15 protein-coding genes are annotated in these 19,540 nt (G+C 46.2%); 11 read left to right on the top strand and 4 right to left on the bottom strand.

The genetic code is table 11. The annotated features are described in order from the left end of the window. Positions 1–29 precede the first annotated feature (29 nt). The 8 genes from AC3WS5_RS14510 to pnp all read left to right on the top strand — a co-directional run bounded on the left by AC3WS5_RS14510 (position 30) and on the right by pnp (position 10,981). Positions 30–599 (top strand): 5-formyltetrahydrofolate cyclo-ligase, encoded by a 570-nt coding sequence (locus AC3WS5_RS14510; protein ID WP_492468119.1) that lies wholly within the window; start codon positions 30–32, stop codon positions 597–599. Continuing rightward, on the top strand, positions 589–1,683 hold the full coding sequence (gene lpxK / locus AC3WS5_RS14505; RefSeq protein WP_492468118.1) for a tetraacyldisaccharide 4'-kinase: 1,095 nt from the start codon (positions 589–591) through the stop codon (positions 1,681–1,683). Before AC3WS5_RS14510 ends, lpxK begins: the two co-directional genes overlap by 11 nt. Positions 1,684–2,038: 355 nt before the next feature. Next, entirely contained in the window at positions 2,039–4,003 is a 1,965-nt protein-coding gene (rnr, locus tag AC3WS5_RS14500; protein WP_492468117.1) for a ribonuclease R, read from the top strand. A 42-nt stretch (positions 4,004–4,045) separates the two neighbouring features. Further along, positions 4,046–5,011, top strand: a complete 966-nt coding sequence (locus AC3WS5_RS14495) for a polyprenyl synthetase family protein (protein WP_492468116.1) — start codon at positions 4,046–4,048, stop codon at positions 5,009–5,011. 90 nt (positions 5,012–5,101) lie between these two features. Then, positions 5,102–6,823, top strand: coding sequence for an amino acid permease (locus tag AC3WS5_RS14490; RefSeq protein ID WP_492468115.1), 1,722 nt, complete (start codon positions 5,102–5,104; stop codon positions 6,821–6,823). Positions 6,824–6,867: 44 nt separating this feature from the next. After that, a complete protein-coding gene (locus tag AC3WS5_RS14485; protein ID WP_492468114.1) occupies positions 6,868–7,896 on the top strand; it encodes a Smr/MutS family protein in 1,029 nt (342 codons plus the stop codon). Positions 7,897–8,197: 301 nt separating this feature from the next. Continuing rightward, on the top strand, positions 8,198–8,467 hold the full coding sequence (rpsO, locus tag AC3WS5_RS14480) for a 30S ribosomal protein S15 (RefSeq protein WP_492468113.1): 270 nt from the start codon (positions 8,198–8,200) through the stop codon (positions 8,465–8,467). Positions 8,468–8,776: 309 nt separating this feature from the next. Further along, entirely contained in the window at positions 8,777–10,981 is a 2,205-nt protein-coding gene (pnp, locus tag AC3WS5_RS14475) for a polyribonucleotide nucleotidyltransferase (protein ID WP_492468112.1), read from the top strand. A 114-nt stretch (positions 10,982–11,095) separates the two neighbouring features. On the opposite strand, the gene AC3WS5_RS14470 is transcribed toward pnp, so the two are convergent. Then, the gene (locus AC3WS5_RS14470) at positions 11,096–11,647 is read right to left on the bottom strand and encodes a GNAT family N-acetyltransferase (protein WP_492468111.1); all 552 of its coding nucleotides are present in this window, start codon (positions 11,645–11,647) and stop codon (positions 11,096–11,098) included. 143 nt (positions 11,648–11,790) lie between these two features. Between AC3WS5_RS14470 and AC3WS5_RS14465 the strand changes: the two genes are divergently transcribed. Beyond that, positions 11,791–12,897, top strand: a complete 1,107-nt coding sequence (locus AC3WS5_RS14465; protein WP_492468110.1) for a DUF3810 domain-containing protein — start codon at positions 11,791–11,793, stop codon at positions 12,895–12,897. 53 nt (positions 12,898–12,950) lie between these two features. Here the strand turns inward: AC3WS5_RS14465 and AC3WS5_RS14460 are convergent, their stop codons facing one another. Next, positions 12,951–13,463: a threonine/serine exporter family protein gene (locus AC3WS5_RS14460; protein ID WP_492468109.1), complete on the bottom strand. Its 513-nt coding sequence runs from the start codon at positions 13,461–13,463 to the stop codon at positions 12,951–12,953. A gap of 2 nt (positions 13,464–13,465) precedes the next feature. Then, a complete protein-coding gene (locus AC3WS5_RS14455) occupies positions 13,466–14,266 on the bottom strand; it encodes a threonine/serine exporter family protein (protein ID WP_492468108.1) in 801 nt (266 codons plus the stop codon). A 375-nt stretch (positions 14,267–14,641) separates the two neighbouring features. On the opposite strand from AC3WS5_RS14455, the gene glgP reads away from it, so the two are divergent. After that, positions 14,642–16,306, top strand: coding sequence for an alpha-glucan family phosphorylase (gene glgP, locus AC3WS5_RS14450; RefSeq protein ID WP_492468107.1), 1,665 nt, complete (start codon positions 14,642–14,644; stop codon positions 16,304–16,306). A gap of 128 nt (positions 16,307–16,434) precedes the next feature. Here the strand turns inward: glgP and AC3WS5_RS14445 are convergent, their stop codons facing one another. Beyond that, on the bottom strand, positions 16,435–16,590 hold the full coding sequence (locus tag AC3WS5_RS14445; RefSeq protein ID WP_492468106.1) for a hypothetical protein: 156 nt from the start codon (positions 16,588–16,590) through the stop codon (positions 16,435–16,437). A 225-nt stretch (positions 16,591–16,815) separates the two neighbouring features. Between AC3WS5_RS14445 and AC3WS5_RS14440 the strand changes: the two genes are divergently transcribed. Next, complete coding sequence (locus AC3WS5_RS14440) at positions 16,816–19,509, top strand: 4-alpha-glucanotransferase (RefSeq protein ID WP_492468105.1); 2,694 nt, start codon at positions 16,816–16,818, stop codon at positions 19,507–19,509. Positions 19,510–19,540 lie beyond the last annotated feature (31 nt).

Raw genomic sequence — 19,540 nt, 5'->3', positions numbered from 1 at the left:
GATTTATATTTAAAAAATATTAATTCGTTATGCTGAAAGCCGAAGCAAGAAGAATTTACCTGGCTAAAAGACGAAGCATTTCCCCGAACAGGAAAGAAGAATTGGATCAGCTAATCCTGGATCGTTTTGATGGGTTGGAACTTCCTGAACTCAGGAGCCTGCTGACTTACGCGCCCATGCCCGCGAAGATGGAAGTCAACACTTATTTAATTGCAGATCTGCTGGCAATGAAGTTCCCGGGAATAACAATCGCCTATCCCATCTGCAATTTCGCCGATGGTACCATGAAAGCGGTGATAACTCAGGGCCCGGAGAATCTTGTACTATCGGACTGGGGCATTCCTGAACCTCCCGAAGGGGATATCATACATCCGGCTGACTTTGATATCGTCCTGGTACCCTTATTATGCTTCGATAAAGATGGCTACAGGGTAGGTTATGGCAAGGGCTACTATGACAAATTCCTCAAATCAGTCAGAAAGGATTGCATAAAAATAGGACTAAGTTATTTTGAGCCGGTGGACTCCATAGAAGACAGAAATGAATTCGATATACCTTTGAACTATTACGTCACCCCAGATCAGGTATATGCCATTTAGCTCAGTAGTCAAAAAAAAATATAAATTCCTGTTGCCTCTTTCGTGGTTGTACATGACCGGCGTGAAAGGCTACCACCTCCTTTATGATCTGAAAATACTTAGGACCTGGGTTCCCGGACTTCCTGTCATTTGCGTTGGAAACCTCTCTGCCGGCGGAACGGGAAAATCGCCGATGGTCGAATACCTGATCCGCTTATTGCAGCACAGGTTCCGGGTAGCAACGGTCAGCCGGGGCTACCGGAGGAAGACGAAGGGATTTGTTTTGGCCGACGCTAACACAACTGCGAACGAGATTGGTGATGAGCCGATGCAATTTCATGTCAAATTTCCTCAGGTAACTGTTTCAGTTGGCGAAGACCGGGTTGACGCCATCCAAACATTGACCAGGCTCAGGCCCGAAACAGAAGTGATCATTCTGGATGATGCGTTTCAGCACAGGAAGGTAAAAGCGGGGCTGAATATCCTGCTGACCGCGTATGATAATTTGTTCACAACAGACCATTACCTCCCGGCAGGACATTTGCGCGACCTGAAGCAGCATTACAAAAAAGCTGAAATCATCGTGGTTACCAAATGTAAGTCAGGTCTCACAGAAGAAGAGCGGGATGCAATAATCCATTCAATATCACCGTCGGCGGGACAGGAAATCTTCTTTACAGACCTCCATTATTTGAACCCTTATCATCTCCCGGATCAAAGTACTCCGGATATGGATCATGTGGAAGAGATTTTCCTGCTGACCGGCATCGCATTTCCGGAACAATTGATTGGGCATCTCAAAGCCAAAAACTACCGCGTCACCACTTTTATTTTTGATGACCACCACCAGTTTACCCGCAGGGAACTGGAATTGCTTTTGGAGCGTTTTGATCAGCAGCTAACGCCTAATAAGATCATATTAACGACTGAGAAAGACGCCGCGCGGCTAAAAGTTCACCGCGAACTACTAAAAGACCACCCCGTTTTTGTGTTGCCCGTCGCCCACCGATTCCTGTTCGATGGCGAAGAGAGATTTGAACAGATGGTGCTGGATTTTGTGACAAATTTTGGAAAACAGCCTGATTTGGCGGTTGAATTTAAATAGTTTTACCTTTGCTTGCGTGTAATCAATTTAATATGGCATGCGTATTGATTTGATTTACACGATAAAATAAAAATCCGGTAAACCCTAAAACAAGTTGGGCGCCGGGACAAGCATTTATATCCGATACATGATCTCGTCGGCAAATTAATACCGCTGATCAACTGGAAAAACTTACAGCAGGGTACTAAAAATAAAGTCAGGGAAATAGCAATCAACCATTCATTGATTTGAACTGAAATGTATCTTCAACAGGCATCATGCCGCACAGGTAATAAAATCACATAAGCAACAGTTTCTAAAATCACCGGAAGACGCGTTGTCGGCAATTAAAATAGAAAGTAGTAAAACATCATTGATGAAGCAAAAAGATAAGAAAAAACGTAAGAAAGATACCAAACCCTGTAAGGACGGGAGCGGCAAGATCGTACAAGGAACGCTCGATCTGACGCGGTCGGGCAGGGGATTCCTGATCGTTGAAGGTCAGGAAGACGATATTCTGATTGAGCCGGAAAATATCCGGAACGCACTGGACGGCGATATTGTCCGGGTTAAACTTTGTCCCGGCTCAAACGGACGGACAAAAGGAAAAGTAACCGAGGTAGTACACAGGAAGCGCAATGAATTCATTGGCAGGTTTCAGAAAAATGACGGCTTTGGCTTTGTAGTTTGTAATAGTGACAGAAATATTCCGGACATCTATATTCCGCGGGAACATTTCAACCACGCAGAAGACGGCAACCTGGTCGTCGTGAGGATGACCCGTTGGGAAAAACAGGATAAACGCCCGGTGGGGATGGTTGTTACTACGCTCAGCGATGATGATGCCGCGGATGCCGAAATGAAGAACATCCTGCTGGAAAACGGATTCCCGCTGGATTTTTCTGATGATGCGCTTGAAGCAGCAGCCCGCCTTTCGGACACCATTTCAAAAGAAGAGATTGCGTTGCGAAAAGATGTTCGGGGCGTGTTGACATTTACCATAGATCCTGAAGACGCGAAAGATTTTGATGATGCGATTTCATTCCGTGTGTTAAAAAACGGCAACTATGAGATAGGTGTACATATCGCTGATGTAAGCCATTACGTGCGGCCCGGAAATGCGCTCGACGATGAAGCTTACGCGAAAGCGACATCCGTCTACCTGCCGGATCGTGTAGTTCCCATGTTGCCCGAACTCATTTCGAATGATCTCTGCTCGCTGAAACCCAATGAAGATAAACTGACTTTTTCTGCTATATTTCAGATCAACGAAAAGGCGGAGGTAAAACAGTATTGGCTGGGAAAGACCGTGATCCATTCCAGGCGCAGATTCACCTATGAAGAGGCCCAGCAAATCATTGAAACCGGTCAGGGTGATCACGCAGATGCGATCCTGGCTGTGAACCATATCTCACAAACTCTCCGCAAATACCGGTTCGATGAAGGTGCTATTAACTTCCACAGCACAGAAGTCCGCTTTCAACTGGATGAAAAAGGAAATCCGATAGGTATTATGCTGAAAGAAAGTAAGGAGTCCCATCAACTCATTGAAGAACTGATGTTGCTGGCGAACCGATATGTGGCCCGTCACGTTTCAAAAATTAAAATAAAGAATAAATCCATTCCCTTCCCGTACCGGATACACGATACACCTGACGAAGAGAAACTGCTGCCCTTTATTGCGTTCGCCAATAAATTCGGATACAAGTTTGATATCTCAAGCGCGGAATCCATTGCTGAATCTTTTAATAAGCTTTTAAAAGACACGCAGGGCAGGCCGGAAGAAGCCGTGCTGTCTGAGCTGGGCATCCGCACGATGGCTAAGGCCAAATATACATCGAGCAATGTGGGACACTACGGACTGGGGTTTGAGTATTACTGTCATTTCACGTCGCCAATAAGACGTTACCCCGACATCATGGTGCACCGTGTCTTACTGGACGTGCTTGAGGACCGGATATCCATCGATAAAAAAATGGAGGAGAAATGTAAGCATTGCAGTGAAAGGGAGCGCGCTGCGATGGATGCAGAACGCAGCGCAAACAAGTATAAACAGGTCCAGTATATGCAAAAATTTATTGGGGATGATTTCGATGCGATAATCAGCGGTGTGTCGCGACACGGGTTCTGGGCCGAGACGATTGAACATCATTGCGAGGGGATGGTCTCGATGACTGACCTGGCAGCTATCGATAACTTTAATCATGTGGAAGCCGAATATGCCATCATCGGACAACGAACAGGAAAGAAATTCACGATGGGCGATAAAGTGAAAATCAAGGTGGTGGCCGCCAACCTGGAAAAACATCAGTTGGATTTTCACTGGGTGCAGGAGAATTAATCGGGACATTTGCATTAACTTTGGGCATCATTTTATCAGACAATGGAGAATTTTTACGAACTATCGCACAAGTTTTCGGATTTTTTTGACCATCACAGGTTCTACGGTTCGCCCCCAACATTATATGATCCCATCAATTATTTCCTGAGTCTCGGCGGAAAAAGATTAAGGCCTGTGCTATGCCTGATGGGAAATGAGTTGTTTGGAGAAATAGCTCCGGATGCCTGGGAGGTGGCTTCTGCCATTGAACTGTTCCACAACTTTACCCTGATACATGATGATATCATGGATAAGGCTCCGATCCGCCGCGGTAAGCAGACCATTCACATGAAATACAATGAAAGCACGGCAATCCTGGCCGGCGATGTATTGATTGTAAAGGCTTACCAGGCGCTCAACCGGATAGAACCGGGGCTGTTGCACCGGATACTCGCGTTGTTCAACCAGACTGCCGTTGAGGTTTGTGAGGGACAGCAACTGGATATGGATTTCGAAAAGAAAGAGGAAGTGTCTTTCGATGAATACCTGCATATGATCACATTGAAAACGTCGGTACTGATCGCTGCGAGTTTGAAAATGGGTGGTATACTGGGCGGTGGGAGTCTGGGTAACCTGAACCTGTTATATGAAGCAGGTAAGAAGATCGGACTGGCTTTCCAGGTGCAGGATGATTTCCTGGATGCTTTCGGGAATGCCGAAAAATTCGGGAAACAGATTGGCGGCGATATCCGCACGAATAAAAAGACCTTTTTACTAATCCGGGCGCTCGAAGTTGCCAATGCGGCACAAAAGGAGCAAATTGTTCACCACTTGGATACAAATTCGGAGGACAAGGTGGAGAAAATGCTTCAATTATACCGGGAATGTGGTGTGGACGAATGGGCCATCGAATTAAAAAATCAGTTTCTGAACGATGCACTTCAGCATTTCGATGACATGGCCGTGGTTTCTAAACGGAAAAAACCCTTAAAAGAACTGGCCGGTTTATTGGTGAAAAGAGATCATTAAACCTGTAACCAACGGGGATGAAGGTCTTCACCTTCCAGCCTGCTGAAATATCTACGATAAGAGTCCGGCCAATAAAATTTCTCGGAAAGGATGTCAAATTCCATATTACGCAAAAAAGATATCAATCTCATTTTAAGGGAATCTGAAGCAGAGGCGCAGGAAGGGTTAGGATCAGGGCTAAAAAGGGTATTGGGTGTTCGTGATCTCACCGCATTGGGTGTAGCCGCCGTGATCGGCGCGGGTATTTTCAGCAGTATCGGGAAAGCTTCCGCCGATGGCGGGCCCGCGGTTGTTTATCTGTACATCTTCACAGCGGTAGCCTGCGGATTCGCCGCACTTTGCTACGCGCAGTTTGCCTCCATGGTTCCCGTATCGGGGAGCGCCTACACTTATTCCTATGTTGCTTTTGGGGAGATTTTTGCCTGGATCATCGGATGGGATCTGCTGATGGAATATGCCATCGGAAATATAGCCGTAGCCATTTCCTGGAGTGATTATTTTACCCACCTGATGACAAAGGCCGGCATGCATATTCCCGATTGGCTGACGATGGACTATGTAACCGCTCACAGAGGATTTAAGGAAGCGACCAACCTGCTGACACAAGGAAATCTATTGGGCAACCTGGATGAAAATATCCGGGAGGCATACCAGGCCTGGAGCGCAGCACCACAAATTGCCGGATTCAGAATCATCGCTGACCTTCCCGCTCTCTTCATTGTGGTGGTTATCACTTATATCGTTTACGTGGGTGTCCGGGAATCCAGAAATGCGAGTAACCTGATGGTACTGCTGAAACTGGGCGTGATCTTCCTGGTCATCGTGGCGGGATCATTTTATATAAATACCGACAACTGGACTCCTTTCATGCCCGCCGGCATCAGCGGTGTTCTTAAAGGTGTGTCTGCTGTATTTTTCGCGTATATCGGTTTTGATGCCATTTCCACTACAGCAGAAGAATGTAAAAATCCCCAGCGCGATCTGCCGCGGGGCATGATCTATTCCCTGATCATCTGCACCGTGATTTATGTTGCAGTCGCCCTGGTTCTTACGGGCATGGTACCCTATAGCACGCTGAACGTGGGCGATCCGCTGGCCCGTGTGTTTGACGCCAGGGGCCTGAAGATGATTTCTGCGATCGTCGCTGTCAGCGCCATCGTAGCCACTGCCAGCGTCCTGCTGGTGTTTCAGTTGGGCCAACCCCGGATCTGGATGAGCATGAGCCGCGATGGATTATTACCTAAAGCATTTTCCCGGATTCACCCCATTTACAAAACCCCGTCTTTTTCTACGATCGTAACCGGCCTGGTGGTGGCGATTCCCGCCCTTTTCCTGAACCTGGAAACTGTATTGGCACTTACAAGCATCGGTACACTTTTCGCGTTTGTCCTGGTTTGTGGCGGGATCCTGGTACTGGATATCCGGAAGGTGAAAATCAACTCCACATTTAAGGTGCCCTATATCAATGGAAAATACATTATCCCCATCCTGTTTATCATCTCCATTATCCTGGTCGCGACCAAGGTCCCGGGCCATTTCCGGGAGATCTTTACCCTGGAAGGTTTTCCAATGGCGATCTTCTGGCTGGTGATCACCGCCATCGCCGTGGCTTCATTTTATTATCGTTTATCTTTGCTGCCTGTACTGGGTATGGTTAGTTGTTTTTACCTGATGGCTCAGGAGAGCCATACCAATTGGTTGCGTTTTCTGGTTTGGCTCGTTATCGGGCTGGTTATCTATTTTACTTATAGCCGGTTCAACAGTAAGTTAAGAAATCAAACCGCGGGCTCTACCCGCCGAACATCATTATAAAACCTGAGTACGTACGGCAGGTCTAATTTTAGAAAGCAGATACCTTGAAATATCAAATAGGCGATAAGATATTGATCCTGCTGACGGGAGAAGAAGGTCAGATCATCGATTTTATTAACGATCAGATGGTCATGGTGGAAGTGCGCGGCGTAAAATTCCCCGTTTACCTTGACCAGATTGATTTTCCGTATTTCAAAAATTTTACGGAGAAAAAGAAAAAGACAGGACCAGCTCCAAAAAAATATGTGGATGACCTGCCCAAAGAAAAAGAAACCCAGCGAAAACAGGAACGAAAAGAAGATGGGGTCTGGGTCGGACTGTTGCCCGTGTCCGACACCGATGAATTCGGCGATGACGTGGTTGAAGAACTGAAGATTTACCTCATCAACAATACCGGATCAACCTATCAATTCACCTATAAACTGGCCTTTTTTGGGAGATCTGAATTTGAACTGAAAAATACCGTCAGACCCTTCGAGCAATTCTATATCCACGATGTAGATTTTGAGGAAATGAGCGACAGTCCGGGCTTTGAGTTCGATTTCAGTCTGCCTGAACCCGATAAAAAGAAAGCTGAACATTTTGAAGCGGTTGTTAAAATAAAACCTAAACAACTCTTTGCAAAAATTGAAGAGACACGGCAGAAAAACCAGGCTTTGTTCCGTTACAAATTGTTTGACCGCTATCCCGACCGGGCAAAAGAAACTTTTGAACCCGCAGTACCGGCCTATTCGGGTGACAGGCCGAAAGTGTACAATGCCCGGGAAGCCCGGAAGCATATGGAACCAGCCAGGTCGGTGGTAGATCTGCATATCGAAAAACTGACGGATGATTCCAGCAGGATGAGCAGTTCAGAGATGCTGGACCTGCAGCTAAAAACCTTTGAAAAATTTTATGAGCTGGCGGTTTGGCATAAGATCCCCTGGTTCATCGTCATTCACGGAGTGGGAACCGGAAGGCTGCGGGATGAGATCCATGATGCCCTCAGGCTGAAGAAAGAAGTGAGCTATTTTGTAAACCAGTATCATCCATCTTACGGTTATGGCGCAACCGAGATATTTTTCAAATACTAAATTCCTCCGGCTCTCTGAAATTTCCATTTCCTTTCCCTGATTCTCACTCGGCCTGGAGCACAGGTCTTATTTAAGTCGACTGAAATCCAGGTGCCAGGCCCCCTTCATAGACCAAGCCTAAATTCAGGGCCTGGTCGTGGCGGTTCGCCAAGTGATGCGGCGAGTAGTCCGGGGGAGCTCTGGGGACAATTTGGATGGCGGGCAATCAAATGCGGATAATTGGTAATTCTGGTGAAAAATCCTACTTTTGCAAACTTAATTGACAGGATAAAAAACAGGATGACATTTTAAAAAGAAAAAGATGCCACTTACAAAAGAAAAAAACGCAGAAATTTTTGAAAAATTTGGCGGTTCTGCCGCTAACACCGGCTCTATTGAGGGCCAAATTGCTCAGTTAACGGAGCGTATAGCGCAGATCAGCGCTCACCTTCAGCATAACAAGAAAGATTTTTCCACCCACAGAGGGCTGATGCAACTGGTAGGAAAGCGCAAGAGCCTGCTGGCATACCTGCAAAAGCATAACCTCCAGGGTTACCGTGCCCTGATTGAGAAATTAGGGTTGAGAAAATAACCATGCCGAGCCGGCCTTGGGATATTTTTGATGCCTGGCTGACCCGGTTTTGCCATCCTGGTTTGTCGAATTTTTCCCAATGCCAAAGGGTATTGGGATTCCTGTTTTCAAAAGGTTGGTGCTTCACCTGACCGGATTTGAATCCGTAGAACGCCGGTAGTAATCATAAACGATATCAGACCCATGAGAGGCTTCTCCTTTAAATATTAGAAATTTTTACTGAAAAACAAGATCTGAATCTTCGGACCGGATCCTTGTATTCTGAACAACCGGCCAATTCGCGCCGGCATTAACTTCAAATAAAAACATATGTTACAACAACCCATCAGAAAAACCTTTGATATAGGCGATGGAAGAGAAATCACCATCGAAACAGGGCGACTGGCTCGTCAGGCCGATGGCTCCGTTACCGTAAGCATGGGTAAGTGCATGCTGCTTGCCACCGTAGTGGCCAACAAAGTGGCTAAAGAAGGCCAAAGTTTTTTTCCGCTGACCGTCGACTACCAGGAGAAATTCGCGTCCGCAGGGAGAATCCCCGGATCATTTTTCAAAAGAGAAGGAAAACTAAACGATTATGAAGTTTTGGTTTCAAGGCTGATCGACCGGGCGCTGAGACCACTCTTCCCCGATGATTATTTTTGCGAAGTACAGGTACTGGTTACCTTGATCAGCAGTGATCCGGAGATTATGCCCGATGCAATGGCCTGTCTGGCCGCATCAGCCGCGCTTGCGGTTTCAGATGTACCCATCAAAGAAATTATCAGTGAAGTGAGAATTGCCAGGGTTGAGAATGAATTTGTGGTTAATCCCACCCGCTCGCAACTGGCTACCGCGGATATGGACTTCCTCGTCGCAGCAAGCCAGAAAAACCTGGTAATGGTAGAAGGTGAAGCCGGCGAATGCAGCGAAGATGATATGGTGGCTGCCCTGGGTGTAGCCCATGACGCTATCCGGTTGCAGATCAAAGCACAGGAAGAACTGCGCGATTTGAAAGGCATAGCTGGCAAGAGAGAATACGTAAAACCCGAACAGGATGAAGCCCTGAAAGAGAAGGTTTACGCATTCGCTAAAGAAAAAGTTTATGGGGTCGCTAAGAGTGCATTGAGCAAACACGAACGCACAAATAAATTTGAAGAAATTCTCGAAGAGCTTAAAGCCTTCCTTGAAAGCTCAGCGACCGAAGAGAACCCGCTAACCGACCTGCAACTTAAACTGGCAGGTACCTATTACCACGACCTGCAATACGATGTAGTCAGGGATATGATCCTCGATGAAAAAGTAAGGCTCGATGGCCGTAGTCTCGAGCAGATCCGCCCGCTGGATATGGAAGTGGATGTACTCCCATCACCACATGGCGCCGCCCTTTTCACGAGAGGTGAGACTCAATCTCTTACCACGGTTACATTAGGTACAGGTTTAGATGAGTTGCTGGTAGAAACCGCTGCTACATCTAACTATTCCAAGTTTATCCTCCATTATAATTTCCCGCCTTTCAGCACTGGAGAAGTGAAGATGATGCGCGGTCCGGGCCGGAGAGAAGTTGGTCACGGAAACCTGGCTATGAGGTCCCTGAAACAAATGATGCCGATGAATGGTGACTTTGGTTATACGGTGCGTGTTGTGAGCGATATTCTGGAGTCGAACGGTTCCTCTTCCATGGCAACGGTTTGTGCCGGTTCACTGGCGCTGATGGATGCCGGCGTGCCTTTTCCCAAACACGTTGCTGGAATCGCTATGGGGTTGATTACCAAAGATGATAAGTATGCTGTATTAAGTGATATTTTAGGTGATGAAGACCATTTGGGCGATATGGACTTTAAAGTTACGGGTACCCGCGATGGGATTTGTGGCGTGCAGATGGACATTAAAGTTGACGGTCTTCCCATGGAAGTGATGCATAAAGCGTTGATGCAAGCCAAAGGAGGCAGACTTCACATCCTGGAGGCTATGTACAAAACGATACCTGAGGCCAGGTCAGAAGTGAAGCCTCACGCACCGCGTGTAGTGAAAATGTTTATCGACAAAGAATTCATCGGCGCCGTAATCGGGCCGGGCGGTAAAGTGATTCAGGAGATCCAGCGCGAGACCGGAGCTACCATCAACATTGAAGAGATCAATGGTATGGGCGAGATCAGCATTTTTGGTGTGGAGAAAGAAGCCGTGCTGAAAGCTGAGAACTGGATTAAAGGAATCGTGGCTGTACCAGTGGTGGGAGATGTTTACGATGCAATTGTAAAATCTATCATGCCATTTGGTGCGTTCGTGGAGTTCCTTCCCGGAAAGCAGGGACTGGTTCACATCAGTGAGATCAGTTGGAAACGACTTGAAACGCTGGATGGAGTGGTTAACGAAGGTGACGCAATGAAAGTTAAATTGATTGGCACTGATCCTAAATCGGGCAAATTCAAATTGTCCAGGAAAGCCCTGATCCCCAGACCAGAAAGGAAGCCGAACGAAGGCGACCAGGGGCAGGGAGGAGGCTTCAGGCATCACAGAAACGAAAATGAACACTAATAGAACGCCCCTGTAAACGCAGGGGCTTTTTTTATGTTTGCCGGGGATATTTTATCAATGCAGGGTTCAGACTTAAGCATTCAAACTATTTGATGTCAAAAAAGAAAGTAAACCTCAGCAGTGTAAAGCGAGTCGCATCGTGATGCTGTCTGTATATTCGCCTTTGTACAGAACATAGTTTTGCTGGACACCGGTTCTTTCAAAACCCAGTTTCTCATATAGCTCAATCCCCTGCGCATGTCCCGAAAACACCTGCAACCAAAGGTTCTCCAGCACGGACCTGTCGCGTGCCCATTGAACTGCAGATTCGATCAGGAGGCGGCCTAATCCCTGACCCCGCCATTCGGGAATGATTCCCACGCCCAATGTGGCATTGTGCCTGATCTTTTTCCTTACTTCTCCTTTTAACGTCAGGTTACCGATGATCGTTTTCCCGTGAAGGGCTACCAATAACAGGCTGTTGGATTCCCGGGCCATTCCTTCAATCCACCTGGCCTCACTCCTGTTTGTGGGGTTAAATTCTTCAACTGTCGTGATGAGATGGGGGCTTGTGCCAAGATAGGTGCCCACTGCTCTTATCAGGGCGCCGGCATCTTTACGGGTAGCTTCCCGGATAAGTACGGATTCACCGTTTTTTAATATTTCCGGAATGGGGGAGAATTTCATAAACGATGCTTAAATATAAGTCTTTCCATCAAATAATAGTATGGCAATCATTTCAAAAATCCGAATTTTAAATTTAATCCAAAATCTGGCTTTAAAAGTCTATCGTCTAACGTCTATTGTCTAATATCTTAATTTTGAAGTCTATGCCCGGCAAAGAGAAGATTAATAAAAGATGTAAAAGAGTCTGTTGGATTTCTCTCCTGATACTGGCAGTGGCTATTCAGGTCGTTTCTTTCTTTCCGCATTTTATTGAAAAATATTATAGCCTGGGTATTTATCCGGCGATCAGTAAGATTCAGCGAACGCTCACGGGTTGGCTGCCCTTTAGTATCGGAGATATCTTTTATGCAGTCCTGATTATATTGATTATTATAAAAATGCGTTCGCTGGTGAATAATATTCGGAGAAGCGGTTTGTCAAGGCAGATCCTGATATCCGCCGGCAAGGGCGCATTGTTTTTTCTCCTGATATTGTATATCGCATTTTATATTTTCTGGGGTCTCAATTATAGCAGGGTGGGCATTTCGGGACAGTTAAAGCTGGAAGAAAAGCAATACACGGCTAAAGATCTGGATACCCTGGTCGCTTTGTTACATAACCGCTTGAATGCATATGCAGCGGTACTTTCGGTGGAGATGAGAGACTCATTTCAAAGAAAGAAAGGCCTGTTCAGGGGAGCCGCAAATGCCTATAAACACAGCGCTTTGAAGTATCCGTATCTGGACTATCAGGTGCAGTCCGTCAAGCCGTCTATTTACAGTTACCTGGGAAACTATCTGGGATTCCAGGGCTATTACAATCCTTTTTCCGGAGAGGCGCAAGTAAATACTACCATACCACCGAGCGTGGAACCATTTGTTGCGAGCCATGAAATAGCCCATCAGCTTGGTTATGCAAAAGAGAGCGAAGCTAATTTCGTGGGTTATCTGGTTTCGAGTCGCCACCCATCCGTTAATTTCAGGTATTCAGTATATTTCGATATGTATCATTACGGTTACAGGCAACTGTTTGCCGTGGATTCGGTCAGGGCCAAAGCCTACGAAAGTACTTTGAACCCAAAGATCAAAGCTGATGTAAAATATTATCAGGCATTTTACAGACGGTACCGTAATCCCGTCGAACCAATCATCAACTTGCTCTATGGATATTTTCTAAAAGCTAACAACCAGCCGAGAGGAAGGGCGTCCTATGATGAGGTGGTCACCTGGCTGATCGCCTGGTACAAAAAATACGGTAAGGACGCTATCTGATTCGGAACCGGCCTGGCCTTGGGGCCAACTTGCTGACTCACTGTTAGATTGTGTCAATCCTGTCCCTTCCGTCTTTTCTTCAATGCAATATTTTTGGCGCTTTTTTGCCGGAACAGCAGGGCTCCGATAGTAATACCAATAGCCAGGGCAAATAACAGGGAGGAGGTGATTACGAAATTATGAACAGCCTCGGAAAGCAGGGCCGGATTTTGTTTTGCCGTTGCTTCATCGGTGATCTTGATGAACCCCAGCATCGTGCGGTAAGCAAATAAACCTGGTATCATCGTGATACAAGCCGGGATAGTAAAAACATCCGGTGGCGTATGAACCTTATGTGCCATCAGTAATCCGGCCAATCCAATGAATACCGCACCTGCAAGCGTCGCTATGATGATCCCTGCACCGGCATAGTCATGCAGTAAAAATCTCAGGGCATGACCCAGGCCGCCCAATAATGCGGCTGCCCATAAAGCTCTGGAAGGCGTATTGAACAGGATCGCAAAACCGATTGCCACAACAGCGGCGAGAAAGACATCCTGCAAGAAAAATAAAAAATAGAGTCCCATTATTAAAAATTCCTGATTCCAATTAATAAGATACTCAGTGACATACCCAGCGCAATGCATAACAGGATAAATCCCCCGAATAATCCCCGGGCGATTGCTGTAGGAACATAACCTTCAATCAGGTCAATGACACTATTGATAAGCGGTACGCCAGGCACGAGGTAGAGAACGGAAGTCGCCAGTGCTTTTTCAGGTGAGGCTCCAATTCTGAACAACACATCTGCACCGGCCAGTAACGTAGTTACAAAGGCTGCCATCAATATACCAATCATTGGGTTAAAGCGAAGACGCGTGAGTTCCTGCCTGACTAACAGTCCCGCGACCGAAGCAAAAAACGTGATCGATGCATCCTTCCAGTCGCCTTTCGAAACAAGGCAAAGGGCTGCACAGGCGAGGCCCACAAAAAGCAGGACAGCCCATCTTGGATAATGAGGCGTTTTCTTAATCTCTGTAAAGTCTTGCTCCACTTCATCGGGTTCAAGATTTTCTTCCTTTACTCTCCAGGACAACAGGCTGATTTCATTCAAGATACTGAAGTTAACACCGTGATGGGCCACTCTTTTATGCCGGGTTGCGTAAACATAGGGATCGTCTTTTCTCTGAAGCGTAACGATGAGCCCGGTAAAGGAGAAAAAAATGTCGACATCATAGTTCCAGTGTTCTGCAATCCTTTTTACGTTCCGGTTTATTCGTTCGCTATGTGCGCCCGAAGCCAATAGGGTGGATCCGATATCGAGCAGCAGTTCCGTGTGCTTGCCTGCTAATAGCTTCGCTTCGGGGACCCCATATCTTTCGATTTTCATCAATTGCTGAATTCTGTCGCCAAAAATAATTCAAATATTTTTTGTTGGGGAAATTTTACCTGATTTTACAGCACTTACGTTCCATTTTATGGTAACGGTTTGCGAATTGAAACAGTACATTAATCTATGGCACGAACAGTGCGCGCTGGCGCCGAAACACGATATTACAAAGGGCTACCACACTTGTGTTAGTGTCGACTGTGAGGGGGAAGCCAAACCCTAATCGTCCGCAAGTTCTACCTTTCGAAGACCCCCTAAGCAGAGGAAGGCAGAAATCCACATTTTTGTGTAATCTTTACACGATAGCATTCTATTTCCACTTTTATTCATTATTTCTTTTAATTTGCAGCCTTTAAAAAACGCAATTATTAGTTTATGAGTTTTGAAAACTTTGAAGTTCCGTTTGAGATAGATCAAAATTATAAAAAGAAGGTAGCATATTTTTCGATGGAATACGGTATCCATCAACCCCTTAAAATTTATAGCGGCGGCCTTGGTTTCCTGTCAGGATCACATTTACGAAGTGCATATGAGCTGGGTCAGAATTTGATCGGTATAGGCATCCTGTGGAAATACGGTTACTACGATCAGGAAAGAAATCAGGACCAGACCCTGGATGTGGCGTGGAACGAGAAAAATTATAGTTTCCTGGAAGATACGGGTATTAAATTTCAGATTCCGGTCCATGATCACCCGGTATGGGTTAAAGCGATGTACCTGAATCCCGAGACATTTAAGACTGCACCGTTGTTCCTGCTCACAACCGATTTGCCGGAAAATGATTATGTTTCCCAAGCGATTACTCACCGGCTTTATGACGCTAATGTACCCGCGAAAGTAGCCGCGTTCATCCTGCTGGGAATAGGAGGCGCCAAACTGATTGACCTGCTTGGCTTCAACCCGGAAGTGTATCACTTAAATGAGGCTCATGGTATCTCGGCTGCGTTTTATCTGTACCAGAAGTACAACCGGGACTTAAACGAAGTGAAGAAACGCCTTGTGTTTACCACCCATACCCCCGAAGAAGCCGGCAACGAAAAACATGACATGGACCTCTGCTACAAAATGAGTTATTTCTATGGCCTGAGTATGGACGAGGTTAAAGCACTGACCCAGCAGGACGATGGTATGTTTAATCACTCACTGGCGGCCCTTCGGTTTGCCAGAATTGCAAACGGAGTCTCCCAATTGCATGGTGAAGTATCAAGAGCGATGTGGGGCAAGTACGACAATATCTGTCCGATCATTTCTATTACCAATGCTCAAAACTGGACTTACTGGGCAGATAAACAAATGTACAAGTATAAAGATATTGGTGATGATTATGGATTTGATGACAGGAAGAAATGGATGAAGAAACGAACTTTTGAACTGGTGGCTGATCAAACAGGAAAACTTTTTAATCCCGATGTTTTCACGATCGTGTGGGCCAGAAGGTTTGCCGGTTACAAGAGAGCGAGTCTCATCACGGAGAACAGAGACAAGTTTGATGCCCTGATGAAGAATACAAAATATCCGGTGCAGATCATCTGGGCGGGGAAGCCTTATCCCATGGATCATCCGGCAATTGCGGAATTCAACAGCCTGGTTTATCTTAGTAAAGAATACAAGAATGCGGCTGTGCTGATTGGATATGAGCTGACTCTTTCAAAACGACTCAAACAAGCCTCGGACCTGTGGCTGAATAACCCACGTGTGCCCCGCGAGGCCTCGGGTACGAGTGGTATGACTGCCGCGATGAATGGAAGCGTGAACTTTTCTACGGATGATGGTTGGATCCCTGAGTTTATAAACCACCGTCATAACGGCTTCGTTATTCCCAAAGCTGATTATGCGAATATGTCCGTACAGGAGCAGGATGAATATGATCTTCGGAAACTATTCGAAATCCTGGAGGGAGAAATACTGCCTCTGTATTATGAAAATTATGATACGTGGCGGCAGATTATGAAGAATGGAATGTCGGATGTCAGATTCCGGTTTGAAAGCAACCGGATGGCCCATGAGTATTATGAAAAAGTATATGCCGACAATCTTTAGCCGGGGTACGTGATTATTTTAAGACCGTAATTGTTCAAACAGCCAGGCGGCTGATGCTATCATTGGCTGCCTGAAAATGACAAAACCCGCGGCAATCGCGGGTCATTCCTGAAAAAAGAGTCCGTTTACTAAATAATATCCATCGCCTTGACGAAAAATGTGGTTACAAAAGGCAGGAGCAGTGTCAGCCATGGCCAGTGCGAATAAACCGCAAAACCAAAAGCGATTACCGCAACAAAAAATAAAACCCACATCAACCCGGAATTATTGGAACCATTTGCCATGATACTTTTTTTGCAAATATAGGCGAACGGGGTTTAAGAAGGGGGTCAAATTTTTTTTTTTCGATTTAGACAGAATAAAAGTGAAAATTTATACATTCGCAGAGGAATGTGTATCAAAGACACATTAAACGATGGATCACTGACATTTCCGGTAGCATATTCCGGGCGTCCGGATGGCGTGTAACCTGGTTGGAGTTGCTTACCGGTGCGAAAAATTTTGTTACGATGAGGTTGACCTTTTATTTGCGATTTCATACTAATTATGGCGAAAGCCTGTGGATTTCAGGTGATTTACGTCAGCCTGAAAATCAAGCTGGCCCGGAAAGGTTTCCCATGGAATATGTCAACCAGGATTTATGGAAATGGGAACTGGAGATACCTGAAAACGATGCGGCGAGGGGTGAAATTTCTTATTCATTTTTGTTTCGGAAAAAGGATGGGGATTTTATTGGAGAGTGCACGCAGGAGAGGAATCTGCTGCTTCCGGAAAACACCCGCATTCTGAAAATTTATGATTACTGGAATGATCCGGGCGAAATTGGAAACGTTTTTTATACAGCTCCGTTCCAGAAAGTGTTGTTGCCTGTGCCCCCGGCAACTAAGTTGGCAGAAAATAATACGGCAACGCATATCTTCCGGGTAAGAGCACCGCTGCTAAAGAAAGATGAGGTAGTATGTCTGTTGGGCGACAGACCCCTATTTGGAAACTGGGATACTGCGAATCCTTTGCTGATGGAGTTTTCAGGACAATGGTGGGAACTGTCCCTACGTCTTGAGGAACTGACTTTTCCAATAGCTTACAAATACGGGGTCTACAATCAAAAGACACACGTTTTTATCCGCTATGAAGAAGGGGGGAACAGAATTTGTTATGAGCCGGCGGCAGAAAAACAACAGATCATTTTACAGGACGGATTTATCCGGCTGGCGTATGATAACTGGAAGGGAGCCGGCGTGTCGGTACCCGTTTTTTGCCTGCGGACTGAACGAAGTTTCGGTATCGGAGAATTCACCGATCTCAGACTCCTGGTGGATTGGGCTAAAAAGACCGGTCTGAAAATGATCCAGATTCTGCCCGTCAATGATACCACGGCGACAGGAACCTGGCACGATTCCTATCCATATGCAGCCATCTCGGCTTTCGCCCTGCACCCGGTGTACGTGAACCTGGAGGAGGTGGCAGGGAAGAAATGCCACAAGCTGGTAGAAGGGCTCCGGAAAAAACAAGAACAACTGAACGCCAGGTCTGTGGTGGCTTACGAGGAGGTTTTGCGCGCTAAACTGGCCGTGCTTCGCGAAATTTTTGAGCATTGTGGCCAGGCAATCCTGGAAACATCCTCCTATAAAAATTTCTTTGAAGCCAACCGCGAATGGCTGCGGCCATATGCGGTATTCTGCCATTTGCGAGACAAGTTCGGCACCGCTGATTTCAGTGCCTGGAACAGTCACGGTGTGTATGATGAAAGTTTAGTTGACCGCTTTTTTGAGCAACAATCAGAAGGTATACGGGAAATTGATTTTTACAGCCTTATTCAATATTACCTGCATATTCAATTGAGTGAAGCTGTCTCCTATGCTCATAAAAAAGGGATCATTTTAAAGGGTGATATACCCATCGGTGTTTACCGCTATGGGTGCGACACCTGGGTTTCACCCGGTTTGTTTAAAATGAACTGGCAGGCCGGTGCGCCCCCCGATGATTTTGCGACTTACGGTCAGAATTGGAGTTTCCCCACCTACAACTGGGAGCATATGAAGGCGAATGGGTTCAGTTGGTGGAAACACCGTTTCGCCCAAATGAGCAATTATTTTGATGCTTTCCGGATCGATCATATCCTTGGATTTTTCAGGATTTGGAGCATTCCGCTGAATGCGGTGCAAGGCATCATGGGACGCTTTGATCCATGCCTGCCAGTGCACCAGCATGAATTTGGAGAAAAGGGGATCTGGTTCAACTACGAACGGTTCTGCAAGCCATTTATCAGCGATGAAGTAGTGAACAGGCTTTTTGGAGATGCAGCATCCTACGTGCGGGACAACTTCCTGCAGAAGAATACGCCGGGATATTATGATTTGCTGCCGGCATTTGATAACCAGCGAAAGATCGCGAAATGGTTTGCAAATAAAGAAAACAATGAACAGGAGCTGCATATAAGAAAAGGACTCTTTGATTTGGTTTCGAATGTGATCCTATTTGAGGAGGAAGGGTCAGACAGAAAATTGTTTCATTTCCGCATCGGGATAGATCAGACGCTGTCCTTTCAATTGTTGCCGGCGCATATCCGGGAGCGATTGCGGGAACTGTACATCGATTATTTTTACAAGCGCCAAAATGAATTCTGGCGTAAGGCATCTATGGAAAAACTGCCTTGTCTAATGGCAGCGACCAATATGCTCATTTGCGGAGAAGACCTCGGTATGGTGCCGGAGGCTGTGCCAGAGGTCATGGCAAGTCTGGGTATCCTGAGCCTCGAGATTCAGCGGATGCCCAAAAATTCAGACAGAGCGTTTGTAAATCTTGCTGAAGTCCCTTACCTCTCGGTGGTGACGCCGTCTACACACGACATGAGTACCATCCGCGGGTGGTGGCAGGAAGACCGGGGAGTCACGCAGAAATTCTACAATACGATTCTCGGACAATCCGGAAAAGCACCATTTTATTGTGAGCCCTGGATCAACCGGGCTATTGTATTACAGCATTTATATGCTCCTGCCATGTGGAGTATTTTTCAAATTCAGGATCTCCTTGGCATGAATGCGGCACTGAGACGGGAGAAACCCGAAGAAGAGCGAATCAATGTCCCCGCAGATCCCAACCATTACTGGCGTTACCGGATGCATATCACTCTTGAACAATTGCTGGAGCAGAAGGATTTTAATGAAGAAGTGAAAGGATATGTCAGAAGTTCGGGGCGTTGACCAATCGATCATCTTTTGAAGTTGAACTTAT

The organism is Niabella sp. CPT15-335-S11 (assembly GCF_058792415.1).
Note: the sequence above shows the minus strand (reverse complement) of the source record. Positions and strands in the feature narration are given on the sequence as shown.

Coding starts and splice junctions, on each gene's coding strand:
- AC3WS5_RS14490 (WP_492468115.1), top strand. CDS start 5,102: ATGTCAAATTCCATATTACGCAAAAAAGATATCAATCTCATTTTAAGG.
- lpxK (WP_492468118.1), top strand. CDS start 589: ATGCCATTTAGCTCAGTAGTCAAAAAAAAATATAAATTCCTGTTGCCT.
- AC3WS5_RS14460 (WP_492468109.1), bottom strand. CDS start 13,463: ATGGGACTCTATTTTTTATTTTTCTTGCAGGATGTCTTTCTCGCCGCT.
- AC3WS5_RS14440 (WP_492468105.1), top strand. CDS start 16,816: ATGAGGTTGACCTTTTATTTGCGATTTCATACTAATTATGGCGAAAGC.
- rpsO (WP_492468113.1), top strand. CDS start 8,198: ATGCCACTTACAAAAGAAAAAAACGCAGAAATTTTTGAAAAATTTGGC.
- AC3WS5_RS14455 (WP_492468108.1), bottom strand. CDS start 14,266: ATGAAAATCGAAAGATATGGGGTCCCCGAAGCGAAGCTATTAGCAGGC.
- AC3WS5_RS14510 (WP_492468119.1), top strand. CDS start 30: ATGCTGAAAGCCGAAGCAAGAAGAATTTACCTGGCTAAAAGACGAAGC.
- glgP (WP_492468107.1), top strand. CDS start 14,642: ATGAGTTTTGAAAACTTTGAAGTTCCGTTTGAGATAGATCAAAATTAT.
- AC3WS5_RS14465 (WP_492468110.1), top strand. CDS start 11,791: ATGCCCGGCAAAGAGAAGATTAATAAAAGATGTAAAAGAGTCTGTTGG.
- rnr (WP_492468117.1), top strand. CDS start 2,039: ATGAAGCAAAAAGATAAGAAAAAACGTAAGAAAGATACCAAACCCTGT.
- AC3WS5_RS14495 (WP_492468116.1), top strand. CDS start 4,046: ATGGAGAATTTTTACGAACTATCGCACAAGTTTTCGGATTTTTTTGAC.
- AC3WS5_RS14445 (WP_492468106.1), bottom strand. CDS start 16,590: ATGGCAAATGGTTCCAATAATTCCGGGTTGATGTGGGTTTTATTTTTT.
- pnp (WP_492468112.1), top strand. CDS start 8,777: ATGTTACAACAACCCATCAGAAAAACCTTTGATATAGGCGATGGAAGA.
- AC3WS5_RS14470 (WP_492468111.1), bottom strand. CDS start 11,647: ATGAAATTCTCCCCCATTCCGGAAATATTAAAAAACGGTGAATCCGTA.